Source organism: Thermoanaerobacter sp. RKWS2 (assembly GCF_026240795.1).
GTDB lineage: Bacteria > Bacillota > Thermoanaerobacteria > Thermoanaerobacterales > Thermoanaerobacteraceae > Thermoanaerobacter > Thermoanaerobacter ethanolicus.
This window is the reverse complement of record NZ_CP110888.1, coordinates 1771921-1790860: the sequence shown is the minus strand read 5'-3', so window position 1 is coordinate 1790860 and position 18940 is coordinate 1771921. Positions and strand designations below refer to the sequence as shown.

The window sequence follows — 18940 nt, the reverse complement described above, 5'->3', positions numbered from 1 at the left end:
CAAAAAACCACGGGGGGGTAATTTCATTGGAAGAAAAAGATTTAAAGGAAATTGAAAAGCGTTTAGGTTACAAAAACGTAGATGCATGGACAAAAATTTCTGATGAGGAAAAAGAAAAAGTTTATCAGTTTGGAGAAGACTACAAAGACTTTATGACAAAATGTAAGACAGAAAGAGAAACGGCAGAGAAGATTATAGAAATAGCAGAAAAGAATGGCTTTATCAATATTGAAAAAGTTACAAATTTAAAGCCGGGCAGCAAAGTGTATTACAACAACAAGGGGAAATCAGTAGTTTTAGCTGTAATTGGTAAAGAGTCAATGCAAAAGGGGATAAAGGCGGTAGCATCCCATATTGATTCTCCGAGAATTGACCTAAAGCCTAATCCAATGTATGAAGATGGCGGCTTGGCTTTATTTAAAACCCATTACTATGGCGGTGTTAAAAAATACCAGTGGGTGACAATTCCTTTGGCTCTCCATGGAGTAATTGTCAAAGCAAACGGTGAGAAGATAAACATTGTAGTGGGAGAAGATGAAAATGACCCTGTCCTTTACATAACAGATTTATTGCCTCACTTAGGGAAAGACCAGATGGAGAAAAAAGCAGCAGAAGTGGTTACAGGAGAAGCATTAAATGCTGTAATTGGAAGCATTCCTCTTTCTGAGGAAGTCAGCGTGAAACCTAATATTTTGAAATATTTAAATGAAAAATATGGCATAGTGGAGGAGGACTTTTTAAGTGCTGAGTTAGAATTAGTGCCTGCCTATAAGCCTCGCGATATAGGTTTTGACAGAAGTATGATTGGGGCTTATGGTCAAGATGACAGGGTTTGTGCTTATACTTCTTTAAGAGCTATTCTTGAGCTTGAGGTGCCAGAGAGAACGGCTGTTGCGATATTTACTGATAAAGAAGAGATTGGAAGTATGGGCAATACTGGTTTGCAATCAAGATTTTTCGAAAATGCTATTGCAGAAATATTAGAAAAATACGAAGGAAGTACAGATATCAAATTGAGAAGGGTTTTGGCTAATTCTGAACTGCTATCTGCTGATGTAAATGCTGCATTTGATCCTACTTATCCAGAAGTCAGTGAAAAGCAAAACACTGCTTATTTAGGAAAAGGCGTATGCATTACTAAATACACTGGTTCAAGAGGAAAAGCAGGGTCAAATGATGCAAATGCTGAGTTTGTCGGCAAAGTGAGAAAACTCTTCAATGAAAATGGAGTAGTATGGCAGACAGGTGAGCTGGGCAAAGTTGACATGGGAGGCGGCGGTACAGTTGCCCAATACGTTGCAAATTATGGCATGGAAGTTTTAGACTGTGGCGTTGCACTTTTAAGCATGCATGCGCCTTATGAGTTATCTTCTAAAGTAGATGTGTATATGGCTTATAAGGCCTATAAAGTATTTATGGAAAAAGATTAAATCCGGGATTTACCCGGATTTAATCTTTTATAAACATTTCTACCACTATTATGCCATTGCCTTCTTTATTTTTTACTATTCCAACTCCAATTTTATTATAATAGGGATTTAAAATGTTTGCCCTGTGTCCTTCTGAGTTCATTAAAGAATAGTGAGCTTTTATAACATTTGAATTTAAGGCTATATTTTCACCTGCCAAATAATAATTTATTCCAAATTTTTTCATCATGTCGAAAGGTGAGCCGTAGGTTGGAGAAGTATGAGAGAAATAGTTATTTTCTTTCATGTCTTCTGCTTTTAGTCTGGCAACTTTACAGAGATTTTCATCTACCTGAAGAGGATTTAAGTTACGGCTTATTCTTTCCTGATTTATTAATTCTATTAAAGTTTTTTCCTCTTGGGAAAGAGAAATATTTGTTGTTTGAAGTGTTACCCCTTTATTTTGCGAAGTAGAACCATTGCTAGTAGTGGTATTAGAAGCATTTGATGGGTTTGATGTTGTTTGTTTAGCTGTGACATTATAAGAAACTGGTTGTTTTATAGTTATTAAGTTCTTTGAATTAGAAAATCTTATTGAATTATTTGCTACAGTATTTTTAGTGAAATATCCATAAGAATAAAAAATTGAAGCACTGGCAGGATTTAAAGAAAAAATTATAGTTATTGCTATTAATACTGCTATTATTGATTTTATTTTCATTTTTATTACCTCCTCAAAATCATATATTCTACAGACAGCTGTAAATTCCTTCAAGTAATTTATGGTGAGATAGGAACATTGTATCAACTTTTGCTTTGTTGGAATATACTGATTTTGAGGTGGTATTAGTGAAATATGGATTGATTGTCTTTTACTCTTATCAGCATGGTTTAATGGCAGAAAAAATGTTAAAGAAAAATAATATTCCGGTGGAATTTGTACCAACTCCCAGAAGTATCACGGAAAGCTGTAGCCATTCTCTCAAGTTTGGATTGGAATCTTTGCGAGTAGTACAAAACCTTTTGCAAAGGCTCAACATTCCTTACAAGGGGATATACGAAGTAGAAAGAATTCCTGCAGGATATAAAATAGTCAAAATTATTTAATGTTCATCACTTTTTATAAATATACTTTTTATTTTTTGAAAAGTGCTGACATTTTGTAGATTTTCCAGTTTAGCATTTAAAATTATTATTTGATTTTGTAAGTCTTTTATTTGTTTTTTAAGATTTTCATTTTCTCTTATCAAACTATTTACCATTGTATTGTAATTGTCCGCTTTAAGGGCAATTTTCATTTTTTCATCATTTATTTGTTTTAATAATTCTTGTAAATCGGCTATATTTTTGTTTTTTATTGTAATTTCAACATTTTTTCTGCTTAGTTCTTCTTCTAATCTTGTTTTTTCCTCCTTGATAGTTTCCAGTTTTTTTATTAGGATGTTTAAATACTCCTGAACTTCTTTTATATAAAAAGTGAAGTAAGAATCTTTTTCTCCGTTTTTCCTGGTTAATTTGTATTGCAAAGAAGGAATTACTTCTCCGTTATCGTTTATAAATAAATAATTGCTTTGAAATTTGTCTATTGGGCTTTTTAACTTAAAAAAGTTGTATTCAGAAAAAGAAGGAGGAATTTTAAAAGGCTTGCACCAACTATTTCCTCCATCAGAGGACATGGTGGCAAAAAAGCTATCGTTTTGAAGGTAAGTGCACCATAAAGTATTTTCTAAAAGGGAGATATAGCAATTTTTAATATTTGTAGAATAAGCCAAAGTTATGGGACTACCCCAACTGCCTTTTGGCCAGCTTCCAGCGGTTTTCTTTCTATATTTTATTTCTTGAATTATATCTTCTTCTACCCATAAGGTATGTACATTTTTTTGCGAATCTACAGTTATTGTAGGATAGAATATTCCTTCTGCTTCTGAAATTAGAAATTTTGGCGACCAGTTATCTTTTACGTAGTAAAGATAATAAAGTTGGTTTTTATTTTTTTCTTTTGTAACATAAATTAAATGAATATTTTCCTCTTCATCAATGAATAAGTCATAAAAAGGAGTGAAAGAAATATTTTTTATAAGAGCTATATTATTGCCGCTCCAATTTTTGGCCCATTTTTGGTGTATTAAATGGACTTCTCTAGGATTATTAGAATTACTAATTGTAAAAAATATGTGAAGCGTTTTATTTTTTGTTAAAAGGTTAAAATTGCTTATATACGTTTTTTTATCTTTATAAGTGTATAAAGCTTTTCCTACCCATCCTTCTTTCTTTTGAATTAAAAAAACTATTTCTCCTTGTGAATTATAGTATATCAGGTTTAGTTTTCCTTCTTCGTCGTAACAAGCGTCAAAATCACTTAAACAGTCTTTTACAATGATTTCTTCTGTTGTTTTTCCATTTTCTATAGTGTTCAATAGGATTTTTCTATCTTTAAGATAAAGATACTGTAAAAAATCCTCATCTTTTTTAGTCACAATCTTGTCCATAAATTTCCCTCCCTTTGCTAAAATATATGCATAATGATTATTGAATAGAATTGACATGTTATTGACATGATGAAAGAAGGATTTTTGAGGTTAAGTGTAGAAATAAATAAAAAGATAAATCAAGCATCAATACACTCAAAAAGGAGGATAAAAATGGATTACGATGTAATAGTTTTAGGCGGAGGGCCTGGTGGCTATACTGCTGCTATTAGACTCAGCGAATTAGGGAAAAAAGTCGCTGTTGTAGAAGAAGATTCGTTAGGGGGTACTTGTTTAAACAGAGGTTGCATACCGACGAAAGTCTATTCTCATGCGGCAGAGCTTATAAATGCCATAAAAGATGCTAAAGACTTTGGAATAATGGCACAGTATACATTGGATATTGCAAAACTTCGTCAGAAAAAAGAAAGAGTAGTAAAAAGACTTGTCGGTGGAGTAGGTTATTTAATGAACTTACACCATATAGATGTTATAAAAGGGAGAGGTAGGTTTGTTGATGAAAACACTATAGAAGTTGATAAAAGATACACAGCGGAAAATTTTATAATTGCAACAGGTTCAAAGGTGTTTTTACCTCCTATTGAAGGGATTAACTCAGAAGGTGTTATTACAAGTGATAAAGCGTTAGAACTTGAAAGAATTCCTGAAAAAATTGTCATCATAGGGGCGGGAATTATAGGATTGGAATTTGCAAATATTTATTCTGCTTTAGGAAGTAAAGTTGTCATCATTGAAATGCTTCCTCAACTTTTGCCTATGTTAGATAGAGACATAGCAGATACGATGGAAAAAATTTTGAGGCATAAAAAAATTGAACTACATTTAAACAGTAAAGTAGAAAAGATAGAAGAAGGTTTAAAGGTAGTTTATACCACAGAAGGGAATACTCGGGTAGTGGAATGTGATACTGTTTTAGTCGCTGTAGGAAGAGTTGCCAATGTAAATGGAATTGAAGCTTTAAACCTTGATATGGATAAAAAGGGCATAAAAGTGGACTCTCACATGAGGACAAGCATAAAAAATATATATGCAATTGGAGATGTTACAGGAGGTATACAACTGGCTCACGTGGCTTCTTATCAAGGTATTGTAGCTGTTCACAATATAGCAGGAGAAGAAAAGGAAGCGGATTTAAATGCAGTGCCTAATTGCCTTTATACAAGTCCTGAAATAGCGTGGGTAGGTTTGAATGAAGTTCAAGCAAGAGAAAAATTTGGAGATGTAAAAATAGGCACTTTTCCTTATACGGCTTTAGGACGAGCTATGACTATGGGGCAAAACGATGGATTTGTTAAAATAATCGCAGAAGCAAAATACAATAGGGTAGTGGGGATGGAAATAATAGGTGCTGGCGCTACAGAGATAATCCATGAAGGTGTACTTGCTATAAAAGAAGAATTTACATTAGAAGAGTTGGCAGATGCAATTCATGCTCATCCTACGCTTTCAGAAAGCGTAAAAGAGGCAGCAGAAGACGCATTAGGAATGCCTATAAATAAAGGATAAGTTAAAGGAGTGATTATGTTGAGAAAGGGAGAAGTTTTAAAACTGGGAATTGTACCTTATATGGAAGGAAAAGAGATACAGCTTAAAGCCTTTGAAAGAGTTAAAAAGGGCGAGACGGACGGGATTCTTATATTGCTTCAACATCCACCAGTATATACTATAGGAGTTTCAGGTGGTTTTGACGAAAACATCCTTGTGCCTTTAGAGGAACTTATGAAAAAAGCGGAGCTTTATAAAGTAGAAAGGGGAGGTAAAATAACTTTTCACGGACCAGGACAAATAGTTGCCTATCCTATATTTAATTTGGCAAAGTGGCAAAAAGATGTTCATCTTTTTGTTTATAAATTAGAAGAGACGATTATAAAACTCCTGGAGGAGTATGGTATAAAAGCGGGAAGGAAGCCTAAATACACCGGAGTATGGGTAGGAGATGAAAAGATATGCGCCATAGGTATCGCTGTTAGGCGCTGGATTACTTGGCATGGAATAGCCTTTAATGTAAATACTGACCTTTCATATTTTGGCTTAATAAATGCCTGCGGCATTACTGAGTTTGGAGTTACTTCTATGCAAAAACTTGGAATAAATGAAGACATAGAAAAAGTAAAAGAAAAAATGGTTGATAAATTTAGTGAAGTATTTGGTATACACTTTAATGAGATAACTTTAGATAGATTGGCGGTGATTGATAATGCAAAAGCCTGAATGGCTCAAAGTGAGGCTATTAAACGAAGATTTAAACAGGATGGAAGCTTTTTTAAAAAGTATGTCTTTAAACACAGTTTGTCAAAGTGCCAATTGTCCCAACATGGGGGAATGCTTTGCGAGAAAGACAGCTACTTTTATGATTATGGGAAATATATGTACACGAAACTGTAGGTTTTGTGCGGTAGAAAAAGGCCATCCTCAGCCTCTTGATGAGGATGAACCGAGAAGAGTAGCTGAGGCTGCTCAAAAATTAGGATTAAAGCATGTGGTGGTTACTTGTGTTACAAGAGATGATTTGCCGGATGGTGGGGCATCACATTTTGCAAAGACAATCTATGAACTTAAAAAATTGCCAGGAGTTACAGTCGAGGTACTTGTATCTGATTTCATGGGCAAAGAGGAGTCTATTGCTAAAGTAGTAGAAGCCAAGCCAGATATAATAAATCACAATATAGAAACAGTGCCTAGACTTTATTCAAAAGTGAGGCCAAAAGCTGATTATTCAAGGTCTTTAAACCTTTTAAAAAAGTCAAAAGAACTAGACCCTTATATTCTTACTAAGTCAGGAATTATGGTGGGGCTTGGGGAAACAGAAGAAGAGGTTATACAAGTTATGAAAGACTTAAGAAGTGTTGATTGTGACATGATGACTATAGGACAGTATTTGAGACCTTCAGCAAAACATATAGAAGTAGCAGAATATGTTACTCCACAGCAATTTGAGAGATATGAAGAGATAGGATATGAATTAGGTTTTAAATACGTAGCTTCTGGTCCCTTAGTCAGAAGTTCTTATCATGCTGATGAGGGGTTGAAGGTGACAAAGGCTTAGTTTTTAAGCCTTTGTTTTTGCGTGCGCCCGGCATGGGCGATAACTAGGCGGTGAAAGTCCGCTGTGGGCTTGGTAGTGGGAACCACTAGCCAAGAGCAAGGGTGTCCATCGTGAGGTGGAATCTGAAGGAAGCTTAAGGCAAAATCTCGGTCTGATGAACAAGAACCAGATAAGAGGCTGAATTGGGATGGATGAGTTTGCGTAACAAAACGAAGTCCAACACTACCCGAATCCCATACAGTAAATCTGGCAGATATATGAGATGAAAGTTATCGTTCTTACCCGGGGAGGTCTCAAGGATAAGTCATGGGAGTAAAATCTGAAGTGACAACCCATGCAGTGATGTATGGCTGAACCTTGAGAAGTCAGCAGAGGTCATAGTACTTATCTAGACATGAATAGATAAGGAAGGACCGAACGTTAGGAGGTTTTGGAAATCTTATGGACTCGAAAGATATGCAGAGACTGCAGACAACTCAACAAAGAGGCTATCCGTTGAATAGAGAAATGGAATTTCAAAAGACAACGGAAGTGCATAGTATATCATCGGCGTCGGAAGAGGGAAGAAACGAGGTACAAAGATATACCGGCAAGATGCTTGAAATGATAGTAGAACGAGGGAACATGGAAGCAGCATACAAGCGCGTTGTTGCAAATAAAGGAAGCCATGGAGTCGATGGGATGGGAGTAGATGAACTTCTACCGTATCTCAAAGAAAACTGGCCAACCATAAAACAACAACTGCTGGAGGGGAAATACAAACCACAACCAGTGCGAAGAGTAGAAATTCCCAAACCTGATGGAGGAAAAAGACTACTAGGAATACCTACAGTACTAGACAGACTAATACAACAAGCAATAGCCCAAATACTAAATAGAGTCTACAACCATACATTTTCTGATAGCAGTTATGGATTCAGACCAGGACGCAGTGCAAAAGACGCAATAAAAGCCGCAGAAGCATACATAAATGAAGGATACACATGGGTTGTAGATATGGACTTAGAAAAGTTCTTTGACAGAGTAAACCACGACATAATAATGTCCAAACTAGAAAAGCGGATAGGGGACAAAAGAGTACTAAAGTTAATACGAAGATACCTAGAATCAGGAGTAATGATAAACGGAATCAAAGTATCAACAGAAGAAGGGACACCCCAAGGAGGGCCATTAAGTCCCCTATTAGCAAACATAATGTTGGACGAACTAGACAAAGAACTTGAGAAACGAGGGCATAAATTCTGCCGATATGCAGATGACTGCAACATATATGTAAAAAGCAGGTCTGCAGGAAACAGAGTAATGAAGAGCATAAAGAAATTCATAGAAAGCAAATTAAAACTAAAAGTCAACGAAGCAAAAAGTGCTGTAGATAGACCATGGAGAAGAAAATTTCTTGGATTTTCATTCTATACAAAAGAAAACGAAGTAAGAATAAGAATCCATGAAAAATCCATCAAAAGGTTTAAGGAAAAAGTAAGAGAAATAACCAATCGGAACAAGGGAATAAGCATGGAAAACAGAATAAAAAGACTAAATCAAATAACAACAGGATGGGTCAACTATTTTGGATTAGCAGACGCGAAAAGCATAATGAAAACCCTTGACGAATGGATAAGGCGAAGACTAAGGGCATGTATATGGAAACAATGGAAGAAGATAAAAACGAAGCATGATAACTTAGTAAAACTAGGAGTAGAAGAACAAAAAGCCTGGGAATACGCCAATACAAGGAAAGGCTACTGGAGAATATCCAATAGCCCAATCCTAAATAAGACTCTTACAAATAAATACTTTGAAAGCATAGGTTATAAGAGTTTATCCCAAAGATATCTAATTGTACACAATTCCTAATGAACCGCCGTATACCGAACGGTACGTACGGTGGTGTGAGAGGACGCTGAATAAAATAATTATTCAGCTCCTACTCGATTTGAGGAGAATTTTAAAATGATTTAAGGGGGAGTGTCATGAAAGATTTTATATCTTTTATGGAGAGGGCTTGGTGGAGATACGTTAATGAGGGGGTAATTACTGAAGGTGTTAAAGAAGAGGTCAGAGAGTCATGGGAGCTTTGTAAGTTCTACGGTGTAGACCCTTTTGGAGGCGTTGGAGAAATATTAGATGAAGATAACATGAAAATAAGGTTGAGGCAAAATGAGGATTTAATATCTGTTGCACATCCTATTATGGAAAATGTATATAAACAAGTAACTGGCTCGGGTTTTTTGTTTGTTCTGGTGGACAGGGACGGTTATCTTATTGACAGAATTGGCGATGATAGTATAATGGGAGAGACGAGAAAATTAAACTTTGTTGAAGGGGCTTTATGGACAGAAGAGGCAGTGGGGACTAATGCGATTGCTTTGGCTTTAAGACTTAATAAACCTATACAACTGGTGGGAGCCGAACATTATTGCATTACCCATCACATAGCCACATGTTCTGCAGCACCTATTCATGATGAAAACGGCAATATTATAGGATGCCTTGATATGACTGGATTAAAAGAAGACGCACATCCACATAATTTAGGTATTGTACTTGCTGGAGCTTGTTCTATTGAAAAGCAACTTGCGCTTATCAAATCTCATAAACTTATAGACGCTACTTTTGATTCTATTCACGAAGGCATGCTTATAATGGACCATAATTTTGTTGTTCAGAGGGTTAATGAAATAGCATTAAAGATATTAAATATTTCAAAGAAGGAAATTATAGGCATGCATATACAGTCCATACTTGAAGATGTGGATATAATTGAAGATATACTAAGTCAGACAGAACCCTATTACGATGTTGAATGTGTTTTTTATGGTCGAAACCAAAAAATACCATGTCGTATAAATGCTGTTCCTATAGTAGCTAACAGAAAAATTATAGGTACTGTTATAACTTTTAGAGAAGAGAAATATGTTCGTAATGTTGTTAATAAATTAGCAGGATTTAAAGCGAGTTATACATTTGAAGATATAATGCACAACAGGAAAATAATACTACAGTCTTTCCAATTGAAGTTATTGAAGAAAAAAACATAAGAGAAGCACTAAAAATAGCCAAGGGTAATATATTGAAGGCAGCTGAAATGTTAAATTTGAGTAGAGCTACTATTTATAGAAAGATAAAAAAATACAATATAAGTGTAAAGGAATTGCTGTCTCAAATTGAGACTAAATAAAAGGAATCTCAAAATGAGACAAATGATTTTGTATAAATATGAGATTGATAATTTATTAACCCTTAATTTAAGGGGTTTTTTATTTTGGCATGAAATTTGAATATTAATTTTAATAGCATTGTTTTTGATAAAAAATTTTAAGAAATGGAGGCGGTACTTATTAAAAGGTTTATAGTCGAGTTTGGATATGGAGTAGATTTACACGGTCAAGATGTCAATAAAGCTGCTCAAAAGGCAGTAAAAGATGCGATATCTCATAGTTGTCTATGTGGACTTACGGAAATATTGGGTGTTGACTTAAATGAGATAGTTGTAGAGGCTACAGTGGCAGTATCAAGGCCAGAAGAAATTGAAGAAGAAGGAATAAAGGCTGTACTTCCCATTGGGGAAAAATATGTAAAAGCAATAAAAGGGGGGATGAGGGTAGCAGGAATAAAAGAGCCGGAATTTGGAGACAAAGATGACACCATTGAAGTTGCAGTGGCTTGCATAACGGTAAATATAAAATGAGGAGGAGATGAATAGTTATGGAAATTTCAAGAGATGTTCTTCTTGATATGTACACCAGAATGGTTAAAATCAGGAAGTTTGAAGAAAAAGTCGCGGAACTATTTGCTCAGGGGAAGGTTTTAGGTTTTGTACATTTATACATTGGTGAAGAGGCTACAGCTGTCGGTGTATGCGAAAATTTAGAGGATAAAGACTATATTACCAGTACTCACAGAGGTCATGGTCATTTAATAGCAAAAGGTGGCGATCTAAAATATATGATGGCCGAATTATATGGCAAAGAAACGGGATACTGTAAAGGGAAAGGCGGATCTATGCATATAGCGGATGCCACTAAAGGAATTTTAGGAGCTAATGGTATTGTAGGTGGAGGTTTTCCTATTGCAGCGGGTGCAGCTCTTTCCGCTAAAATGAGAGGAACTGATCAGGTGGCAGTATGTTTCTTTGGTGATGGCGCCTCCAACCAGAGTACTTTTCACGAGGCGTTGAATATAGCCTCTATATGGAAGTTACCAGTAGTGTTTGTCTGTGAAAACAACCTTTATGGTATATCTATGAGGCAGGATAAGCACCAAGCTATCAAAGATGTAGCTGACAGAGCTATTGGTTATGGTATTCCTGGGGTTACGGTGGATGGAAACGATGTATTGGCAGTGTATGAAGTAGCAAAAGAAGCTATAAACAGGGCTAGAAGTGGCGCCGGTCCGACTTTAGTTGAATGTAAAACGTATAGATATAGAGGGCATTTTGAAGGGGATCCTACTATTTATAGGTCTAAAGAAGAAGTGGAAGAATGGTTGGCAAAAGATCCAATACTTCGATTAAGTAAACATATACTCGACAATGATGTGGCAACTGAGAAAGAATTAAAAGATATAGAGGCAAGGATAGTTGAAGAGGTAGAAGAAGCGGTAAGGTTTGCTGAAGAAAGCCCATATCCAAAAGAAGAGGCAGCGGTAGAGGATGTTTATACAGATATAGTAGAGGAGGTAAGGGTAAGATGAGGAATATGACGTATGCAGAGGCTTTAAGAGAAGCTATTTTAAATGAGATGAGAAGAGACCCGGCAGTGTTTTTATTAGGAGAAGATATTGGGAGATTTGGAGGGACTTTTGGCGTAACTCGCGGCTTGATAGATGAATTTGGAGAGGACAGAGTAAGAGATACTCCTATTTCAGAAACAGCAATTACAGGTGTTTCGATAGGAGCTGCAGCTACTGGCATGCGACCTGTTGCTGAGCTTATGTTTATGGATTTTGTAACAGTGGCAATGGACCAGCTTGTCAATCAGGCTGCAAAAATGAGGTATATGTTTGGCGGGAAAATCACAATACCTATGGTTTTAAGAATGCCAGCAGGTGCAGGAATACAAGCAGCAGCTCAGCATTCACAAAGCCTTGAAGCGTGGTTTACTCATGTGCCGGGATTAAAGGTGGTTTATCCTTCTACTCCTAAAGATGCTTTAGGTCTAATGATATCTGCAATACGTGATGACAACCCGGTGGTTTTTGTGGAACATAAAGTTTTGTACAGTATGAAAGGGGATGTTCCTGATACTAATGAACCCATACCTCTTGGAGTAGCAGATATCAAAAGAGAAGGCAGCGACGTTACCGTAGTTGCAACAGGTCTCATGGTCCATAAAGCGTTAAAAGCAGCAGAAATATTGTCAAAAGAGGGTATAGAAGTGGAAGTAATAGACCCGAGGACTTTGTTCCCTCTTGACAAAGAAAAAATTTTTAATTCCCTAAAAAAGACTCACAAGATAGTAATAGTTACAGAAGAAGTTAAGAGGGGTAGCTGGGGCGGTGAGTTAGCAGCATTGATAGCTGAAGAAATGTTTGATTATCTAGATGCACAGATAGTACGCATTGGAGCTTTAAATACACCAATTCCATTTACGACGGTTCTTGAGAATGTTGTAATCCCTAATGAAGAAGATATAATAAAGGCGGTAAGGGCAATAGCATAGGACGTAAAGCATTTTGTTTGATAAATATAAGGAGGCAGACATGAAAACCATAGGGATAATTGCAAATCCGTCATCGGGGAAAGATATAAGGCGATTGGTTGCACATGCGACGGTAATTGATAATTATGAAAAGGTAAACATAGTAGAAAGAATTATATTGGCTGCTCAAAAATTTGGTACTGAGAAAATATATATAATGCCTGACACTTATGAAATTGGATATAAAACCAAAAATAACTTAATTTATTTAAAACAATTGGGAATAGATGTGGAGATACTTGATATGACTATAACTGGTAGTTTTGCAGATACAATGGTAGCTACGAAAATAATGGAACAATTTGGTGTGGGATGCATTGTTTCATTAGGGGGGATGGAACCAACAGAGTTATTGCAAAAGTGATTAACGAGACACCACTTTTGCCAATTTCGACAGGTACCAATAATGTATATCCTATGATGTTGGAAGGAACTATAGCTGGCATTGTAGCTTCTGTAGTATCTTCTGGTAAATTTGACAAAGAGATATTGTGTAAAAGAGATAAAAGATTAGAAATATACAAAAACGGTAAGTTAATAGACATTGCTTTGATAGATGCTGTAATCTCTAAAGAGAACTTTACAGGTACTAGGGCAATTTGGGATATATCGACAATAACTGATATTTTTGTTACAAGGGCTCACCCTAATAACATCGGCTTTTCTTCTGTAGCTGGTTATAAAACAACATTGTCAGAAGATGAGGATGGAGGTATATATGTAAAAATAGGGGAAAGCCCGGAGTCGGTCATGGCGCCTATAGCTCCGGGCGTCGTTGAAAAAGTAGGGATAATTGATTGTAAAAGATTGAACATGGATACAGATTATTCTTATGAGGTGATGGAAAAAGGTACTATTGCGTTGGATGGAGAAAGAGAAGTGATAATAAAAGAAGGTGATATATTAATTTTTAGAATATCGCGGAATGGACCTTATCGAGTTAATGTAACAAAAACGCTTGAAATTGCACAGCAAATAGGATTTTTGTAAAGAGGTGATTTTATGCCGGTAAATGTAGTGATGCCTAAATTGGGACTTACAATGAAAGAAGGCAGAGTAGATAGATGGCTTAAAAAAGTTGGTGATATTGTAAAAAAAGGAGAAGAGATTGTCGAGGTTTCTACAGATAAGATTACCAATGTTGTAGAATCTCCAGCGGATGGAATTTTGGCGAAGATCTTAGTAAATGAAGGAGAAATTGTACCAGTAGCTACTCCTATTGGAATAATTACAGCTGAAGGGGAAAAGTTAGAAGAAGTAGAAAAAAGTGAGGAAAAGTTTATAAAAGCTACTCCAGTAGCAAAAAGGTTGGCGAAGGAGAATAACATAGACCTTTCTTTAATAACTGGAACAGGACCAGGTGGAAGGATTACTGAAGAAGACGTAAAAAAGTTTATTTCTGAGCAAAAAGTAAAAACAGAAGAAGAGGGACCAAAAAAGAAGTAGCAATAATAGAAGGTCAAGCATTGGAAAAAGTTGAAAGAATGCCAATGGACAATATTCGCAAAACCATAAGTCAAAGGATGAAAAAAAGCTGGTCAGAAATTCCTCATGTTACAGAAGATATTAAAGTGGATGTCACAGAACTGGTTAACTTAAGAGAAAATTTAAATCATATTAGCGATAATAAATTTACTTATACCGATTTAATTGCAAAAGCATGTGTAATAGCTATAAAGAAAAATCCTGTAGTTAACTGGTCTATAGAAGGAGAATATATAATTAAAAATAGCAGTATAAATCTCGGAATTGCAGTGGCTTTAGATAATGGTTTAATAGTTCCTGTAGTGAAAGAGGCGGACAAAAAGAGTCTATTAGAATTGTCAAAAAATATAAAAGAATTAAGCGAAAGAGCGAGAAATAATAAGCTTACTCCAGACGAAATAATCGGAAGTACATTTACTATCACTAACCTTGGAATGTATGAAATAGATAGTTTCACGCCTATTATAAATCCGCCCGAAAGTGCTATATTGGGTGTCAACAAAATATATAAAGAACCAGTTGTTCTAGACGACAATATTGTTATAAGGCATATTATGAAACTTAGCCTTTCTTTTGACCATCGATTAATAGATGGGGCTACCGCTGCTAAATTTTTGCTTGACTTAAAGAAAACATTAGAGAATCCACTATCTTTACTTATTTAAATTAAAATTTTAAATAAAGCAAGCTGATGTTGAAAATAAAGTTATATTTTCACATTGGCTTGTTTTATTTGATGCTGAAATAAATAACAAATACGTTGAGTTGATTCGACTTTTTGAAATTTTTTGATATTACATGAATTTATGATATAATAAAATCAATACATAAGGAGAGGGGATGTTAGTTATGCCTGAGTTTGGAACTCCTTTTTCTGGACTCACTGAAAAAAGGAAGGTCACCCATGAAGAGTTGGTACGGGCTATACGCTTTATGGTGGCGGCAGAGTATGAGGCAATTCAACTTTATACTCAGTTGGCAGAAGCTACTGATAATGAATTAGCAAAAGCAGTTTTAATGGACATAGCAGATGAGGAAAAAGTGCATGCGGGAGAGTTTTTGAGGCTTTTGAAAGAACTAGCTCCTGATGAGGAAAAATTTTACGAAGAAGGGGCAAAAGAAGTAGAAGAAATGATTGAAAAGATTAAATAAAAGAAGGAGTTTGCGTTTATAGATGATTGAAAAATCAGGAACAATTTATGTGGCAAGCTAAAATAAGTGCCTCAATCGAGGTACTTATTTTTTTGATTTTTTGTAACAGTCTAATACATTAAAACGTATATTGTAGATAGATAAGATAATTTAAGTTAATAAAAGCTGTAACTGTAAAGGGGGAAATAATATGGCTTTTTCTAAAAAGATGGTGGGGCAACAAGAGATAGTGCCAGGCCCTGTACAGCCAGGGCAACTTCCTGAACCTACAGAAATAGCTTGCATTGAAGTGACTAAGATATATGATGCTTGTTCTCAGAGACTATGCCTTGATAATATACCTCCTATTACGTTTGTACCAACAAGTCTAACTTTAACTCCTTCTTTTGGAGGATGTGAAAATATAACAGTATCTTTGGTAACGCCGCCGGGTTTTGTGATAACTCCACTTCCGGATAGGCCAGGATTTGCGAGGGTAGAAGCAACTTTTCAAGTGACTTATGATATTGTGATTAACTATCCGGATGGAACCACACAAACATTGCCAGGAAATATTACTACTTTCAACAAAGATATTGTACTTTACGTGCCAGACCCAAGTGTAGCGATAATGAAATACGAGGCGTTAGCAGAGTGCTTGTACGGAAAGGTTAATCTAGGAGCTACTACCACTGTAGAAGTGATAATTGGGGTATGGATTGTGATAAAATCCGCAGTAGATGTGCAATTATTAGTTCCTTCTTATGGATTCTGTCCTACTCCAGCAGCTTGTGAAGAATTTACAACAGATGTATGTGAGATTTTCTACAAAAAGCCTTTCCCATCTTTTGAGCCGCCACAAATGTATCAAAATCCTTATTAAAAGCCAGCAAATTAGCTGGCTTTTTTACATAGGAATTGACTCTTTGCAAATTTTGTGGCAAAGTTAATATATAAGGAATTAAATTAGTAAAGGGTGTGTTGTAAATGGGCGATAATTTGAGAAATGATATTTTGATGAGATTAAAGACGATAAAAGGGCACATAGCAGGGATAGAAAAAATGGTAGAAGAGTCAAAAAGTTGTGAGGAAATTTTATTGCAGATAGCAGCTGTAAAAGCTTCTTTAGAAAAAGTGGGCATGTCTATAATACAAGAGCATGCTAAGGAGTGTATATTAGCAAGTGAAGATGGAAAGGCTACCTATGAAGAAGTACAGCGAACTATTAATTTGTTAATCAAGTTTGCAAAATAGATAAAAGGGATGATGTCTATGGAAGTATACCTTGACAACAGTGCTACTACACGAGTTAGGAAAGAAGTTATAGAGAAAATGGTAGAGGTTTTAGAAAATGAATATGGCAATCCTTCTTCGTTACATTTGAAAGGGTATCAGGCTGAAAAATTGATGAAGGAAGCAAGAGAAAATGTTGCTAAACTAATTAACGGAGATATTGAGGGGATTGTTTTTACTTCTGGTGGTACAGAATCAAACAATCTTGCTTTAATTGGAGTAGCGGAGAGTTTGAGAAAAAAGGGTAATCATATAATTTCTTCCGCTATTGAACATCCCTCTGTACTTAATGTGCTAAAATATTTAGAGGAAAATGGCTTTGAAGTAACCTATTTAGCTGTGGATAAAACAGGAAAAGTAGATGTAAAAGACTTAAAAAGAGCTATAACTGACAAAACGATTCTCATTTCAATTATGGCTGTTAACAATGAAATAGGTACGATTGAGCCAATAGAGGAAATAGGTGAAATAGCAAAGGAAAGAGGTATAATTTTTCATGTTGATGCTATACAGGCAGTGGGAAAAATAAATATAGATCTAAAAAAGCAAAATTTAGATATGATTTCTTTAAGCAGTCATAAAATACACGGCCCTAAAGGTGTAGGAGCCTTATATATTGATAAATCAGTAAAGATTAGGCCAATAATTTTTGGAGGAGGACAAGAAAAAAATTTAAGGTCTGGGACAGAAAATATGCCAGGAATTGTGGGATTTGGTGTGGCTAGCAAATTAGCCAAAGAAAATTTCCACGGTAATGTAAGCAAATTAATGACCTTAAAGAAGCGACTTTATCAAGGCATAGTTTCTGAAATAAAAGATGTTCATTTAAACGGGCCAAATGTTGAAGAGGGAGCGCCACATATACTCAATATTTCTTTTGCCGGTGTGAGGGGAGAGGTGCTTTTACACGCTCTTGAAGAAAAGGGCATATATGTTTCTACGGGATCGGCTTGTTCTTCCAAAAAGAAAGGACAAAGTCATGTTTTAAAAGCGATAGGTCTTAAAGAGGACCTTATTGAAAGCGCTATAAGATTTTCCATTGGAATTTTTAATACAGAAGAAGAAATTGACTATACTATATCAGTGTTAAAAGAAAAAGTGAATTTTTTAAGAAAGTATAAACGGAGGTAAAATATGCAAGACATATTATTGATTAAATATGGAGAATTAGCTTTAAAAGGAGATAATAGGTCTTTTTTTGAAAATAAATTGATAAAAAATATAAAACATGCTCTTTCTGACTTTAAGGAAGTTAAAGTTGAAAAAACTCATGGCAGAATTTATGTAGAATGTGATGGAGATATTGAAGAGGTAATAGAAAGATTAAAAAAAGTCTTTGGTATTGTAGGAATAACAAAAGCTAAAAAAACCGATTTAAACTTGGATGAAATATTTAAAGCTGCAGTAGAACTTATGAAAGGACACGAAGGAAAGACTTTTAAAGTAGAGACTAAGAGGCCAAATAAGTCTTTTCCTTATAACAGCATGGAGGTCAGCCGCAGAGTAGGAGCAGCAGTATTGAAAAATATCAAAAACTTAAAAGTAGATGTCCATAATCCTGATGTGCTTTTAAATGTAGAGATAAGAGAAATGGCTTTTGTATACGCGGGAGTGATTGAGGGAATAGGAGGCCTTCCTCTTGGGACAAACGGTAAAGCGACTGTACTTTTGTCAGGAGGCATTGACAGCCCTGTAGCTGCTTGGATGATGATGAAAAGAGGCGTAGAAGTAGAAGCGGTTTATTTTCACAGTCCTCCTTATACCTCTGAAAGAGCTAAAGACAAGGTTGTAGATTTGTGCGAAGTCCTTTCTCAGTATGGCCAAAAGATAAAATTACATGTAGTGCATTTTACTGATTTGCAATTGAAAATTTATGAAAAGTGTCCACCAAGATTTACTACTATAATCATGAGAAGGATGATGATGAAGATAGCAGAAAAAATTGCTCAAAAGAATGGTTCTATGGCTCTAATCACTGGGGAAAGTTTAGGACAAGTTGCAAGTCAAACGATTGAAAGTTTATATGTAACCAATGCTTCTGTGTCTATGCCAATATTTAGGCCTCTCATTGGAATGGATAAGACAGAGATTATAGATTTAGCTCAAAAGATTGGTACTTTTGAGATCTCTATAAGACCGTATGAAGACTGCTGCACTATTTTTGTGCCAAAACATCCTGCTACAAAGCCTAAGTTAGACAAAGTAATAGAAGCAGAACAAAAAATGGAGTATCAAAAATATATTGATGATTTTGAAGAAGAGGTTATAGAAGTTTAAGCCAAGCAGCTTTGCTTGGTTTATTTTTATCCTTTAAAAAATTAATTTTTTTAAACTAAAACTTAAAATAATTTAAAATTTTTATTGACATTTTTAAAATAAGTGTTATAA

The 18940-nt window shown here is 35.4% G+C and carries 18 protein-coding genes and 2 pseudogenes; 18 read left to right on the top strand and 2 right to left on the bottom strand.

The window, feature by feature from the left end; all coding sequences use genetic code 11:
- Positions 1 to 26 precede the first annotated feature (26 nt).
- Positions 27 to 1430 carry an aminopeptidase gene (locus OEI98_RS09490; protein WP_003871497.1) on the top strand — a complete coding sequence of 468 codons (1404 nt, stop codon included), beginning with the start codon at positions 27 to 29 and terminating at the stop codon, positions 1428 to 1430.
- 19 nt (positions 1431 to 1449) lie between these two features.
- On the opposite strand, the gene OEI98_RS09485 is transcribed toward OEI98_RS09490, so the two are convergent.
- Positions 1450 to 2130: a CAP domain-containing protein gene (locus OEI98_RS09485; protein ID WP_266037457.1), complete on the bottom strand. Its 681-nt coding sequence runs from the start codon at positions 2128 to 2130 to the stop codon at positions 1450 to 1452.
- Between the two features lie 128 nt (positions 2131 to 2258).
- Between OEI98_RS09485 and OEI98_RS09480 the strand changes: the two genes are divergently transcribed.
- Positions 2259 to 2516 carry a DUF3343 domain-containing protein gene (locus OEI98_RS09480; protein ID WP_003871499.1) on the top strand — a complete coding sequence of 86 codons (258 nt, stop codon included), beginning with the start codon at positions 2259 to 2261 and terminating at the stop codon, positions 2514 to 2516.
- On the opposite strand, the gene OEI98_RS09475 is transcribed toward OEI98_RS09480, so the two are convergent.
- Entirely contained in the window at positions 2513 to 3898 is a 1386-nt protein-coding gene (locus tag OEI98_RS09475) for a hypothetical protein (protein ID WP_003871500.1), read from the bottom strand. The genes OEI98_RS09480 and OEI98_RS09475 overlap by 4 nt on opposite strands.
- 153 nt (positions 3899 to 4051) lie before the next feature.
- Between OEI98_RS09475 and lpdA the strand changes: the two genes are divergently transcribed.
- From lpdA to thiI, 16 genes and pseudogenes are all read left to right on the top strand, one after another.
- Positions 4052 to 5404 carry a dihydrolipoyl dehydrogenase gene (gene lpdA, locus OEI98_RS09470; RefSeq protein ID WP_039929255.1) on the top strand — a complete coding sequence of 451 codons (1353 nt, stop codon included), beginning with the start codon at positions 4052 to 4054 and terminating at the stop codon, positions 5402 to 5404.
- A gap of 18 nt (positions 5405 to 5422) precedes the next feature.
- Entirely contained in the window at positions 5423 to 6109 is a 687-nt protein-coding gene (gene lipB / locus OEI98_RS09465) for a lipoyl(octanoyl) transferase LipB (protein WP_028986118.1), read from the top strand.
- Positions 6096 to 6944: a lipoyl synthase gene (gene lipA / locus OEI98_RS09460; protein WP_003870171.1), complete on the top strand. Its 849-nt coding sequence runs from the start codon at positions 6096 to 6098 to the stop codon at positions 6942 to 6944. Before lipB ends, lipA begins: the two co-directional genes overlap by 14 nt.
- 441 nt (positions 6945 to 7385) lie before the next feature.
- Entirely contained in the window at positions 7386 to 8798 is a 1413-nt protein-coding gene (gene ltrA, locus OEI98_RS09455; protein WP_266037447.1) for a group II intron reverse transcriptase/maturase, read from the top strand.
- 116 nt (positions 8799 to 8914) lie between these two features.
- Positions 8915 to 9982 (top strand): sigma-54-dependent Fis family transcriptional regulator, encoded by a 1068-nt coding sequence (locus OEI98_RS09450; protein WP_266037445.1) that lies wholly within the window; start codon positions 8915 to 8917, stop codon positions 9980 to 9982.
- The gene (locus OEI98_RS15350) at positions 9955 to 10122 is read left to right on the top strand and encodes a helix-turn-helix domain-containing protein (protein WP_416237351.1); all 168 of its coding nucleotides are present in this window, start codon (positions 9955 to 9957) and stop codon (positions 10120 to 10122) included. Before OEI98_RS09450 ends, OEI98_RS15350 begins: the two co-directional genes overlap by 28 nt.
- Positions 10123 to 10266: 144 nt before the next feature.
- Positions 10267 to 10632, top strand: a complete 366-nt coding sequence (locus OEI98_RS09445) for a Lin0512 family protein (RefSeq protein WP_003867261.1) — start codon at positions 10267 to 10269, stop codon at positions 10630 to 10632.
- 17 nt (positions 10633 to 10649) lie between these two features.
- Complete coding sequence (gene pdhA / locus OEI98_RS09440; RefSeq protein ID WP_003867262.1) at positions 10650 to 11636, top strand: pyruvate dehydrogenase (acetyl-transferring) E1 component subunit alpha; 987 nt, start codon at positions 10650 to 10652, stop codon at positions 11634 to 11636.
- Complete coding sequence (locus OEI98_RS09435; protein ID WP_006570002.1) at positions 11633 to 12604, top strand: alpha-ketoacid dehydrogenase subunit beta; 972 nt, start codon at positions 11633 to 11635, stop codon at positions 12602 to 12604. Before pdhA ends, OEI98_RS09435 begins: the two co-directional genes overlap by 4 nt.
- A gap of 40 nt (positions 12605 to 12644) precedes the next feature.
- Positions 12645 to 13633: pseudogene (locus OEI98_RS15345) on the top strand (ATP-NAD kinase family protein).
- A 12-nt stretch (positions 13634 to 13645) separates the two neighbouring features.
- Positions 13646 to 14793: pseudogene (locus OEI98_RS15340) on the top strand (dihydrolipoamide acetyltransferase family protein).
- Between the two features lie 184 nt (positions 14794 to 14977).
- The gene (locus OEI98_RS09410; protein ID WP_019907801.1) at positions 14978 to 15280 is read left to right on the top strand and encodes a ferritin family protein; all 303 of its coding nucleotides are present in this window, start codon (positions 14978 to 14980) and stop codon (positions 15278 to 15280) included.
- Positions 15281 to 15470: 190 nt separating this feature from the next.
- On the top strand, positions 15471 to 16142 hold the full coding sequence (locus OEI98_RS09405) for a hypothetical protein (RefSeq protein ID WP_266037426.1): 672 nt from the start codon (positions 15471 to 15473) through the stop codon (positions 16140 to 16142).
- A gap of 104 nt (positions 16143 to 16246) precedes the next feature.
- Positions 16247 to 16513, top strand: a complete 267-nt coding sequence (locus tag OEI98_RS09400; RefSeq protein ID WP_003870161.1) for a metal-sensitive transcriptional regulator — start codon at positions 16247 to 16249, stop codon at positions 16511 to 16513.
- A gap of 18 nt (positions 16514 to 16531) precedes the next feature.
- Complete coding sequence (locus OEI98_RS09395; RefSeq protein WP_012269177.1) at positions 16532 to 17683, top strand: cysteine desulfurase family protein; 1152 nt, start codon at positions 16532 to 16534, stop codon at positions 17681 to 17683.
- Positions 17684 to 17686: 3 nt separating this feature from the next.
- Positions 17687 to 18829, top strand: coding sequence for a tRNA uracil 4-sulfurtransferase ThiI (gene thiI / locus OEI98_RS09390; RefSeq protein ID WP_266037422.1), 1143 nt, complete (start codon positions 17687 to 17689; stop codon positions 18827 to 18829).
- Positions 18830 to 18940: the final 111 nt, after the last annotated feature.

Bases quoted from the DNA above. Each gene is read 5' to 3' on its own strand.
- OEI98_RS09400 (WP_003870161.1), top strand. From the start codon at position 16,247: ATGGGCGATAATTTGAGAAATGATATTTTGATGAGATTAAAGACGATA.
- OEI98_RS09485 (WP_266037457.1), bottom strand. From the start codon at position 2,130: ATGAAAATAAAATCAATAATAGCAGTATTAATAGCAATAACTATAATT.
- OEI98_RS09445 (WP_003867261.1), top strand. From the start codon at position 10,267: ATGGAGGCGGTACTTATTAAAAGGTTTATAGTCGAGTTTGGATATGGA.
- lpdA (WP_039929255.1), top strand. From the start codon at position 4,052: ATGGATTACGATGTAATAGTTTTAGGCGGAGGGCCTGGTGGCTATACT.
- thiI (WP_266037422.1), top strand. From the start codon at position 17,687: ATGCAAGACATATTATTGATTAAATATGGAGAATTAGCTTTAAAAGGA.
- OEI98_RS09450 (WP_266037445.1), top strand. From the start codon at position 8,915: ATGAAAGATTTTATATCTTTTATGGAGAGGGCTTGGTGGAGATACGTT.
- OEI98_RS09475 (WP_003871500.1), bottom strand. From the start codon at position 3,898: ATGGACAAGATTGTGACTAAAAAAGATGAGGATTTTTTACAGTATCTT.
- OEI98_RS09405 (WP_266037426.1), top strand. From the start codon at position 15,471: ATGGCTTTTTCTAAAAAGATGGTGGGGCAACAAGAGATAGTGCCAGGC.
- ltrA (WP_266037447.1), top strand. From the start codon at position 7,386: ATGGACTCGAAAGATATGCAGAGACTGCAGACAACTCAACAAAGAGGC.
- OEI98_RS09410 (WP_019907801.1), top strand. From the start codon at position 14,978: ATGCCTGAGTTTGGAACTCCTTTTTCTGGACTCACTGAAAAAAGGAAG.
- OEI98_RS09395 (WP_012269177.1), top strand. From the start codon at position 16,532: ATGGAAGTATACCTTGACAACAGTGCTACTACACGAGTTAGGAAAGAA.
- pdhA (WP_003867262.1), top strand. From the start codon at position 10,650: ATGGAAATTTCAAGAGATGTTCTTCTTGATATGTACACCAGAATGGTT.
- OEI98_RS09435 (WP_006570002.1), top strand. From the start codon at position 11,633: ATGAGGAATATGACGTATGCAGAGGCTTTAAGAGAAGCTATTTTAAAT.
- lipA (WP_003870171.1), top strand. From the start codon at position 6,096: ATGCAAAAGCCTGAATGGCTCAAAGTGAGGCTATTAAACGAAGATTTA.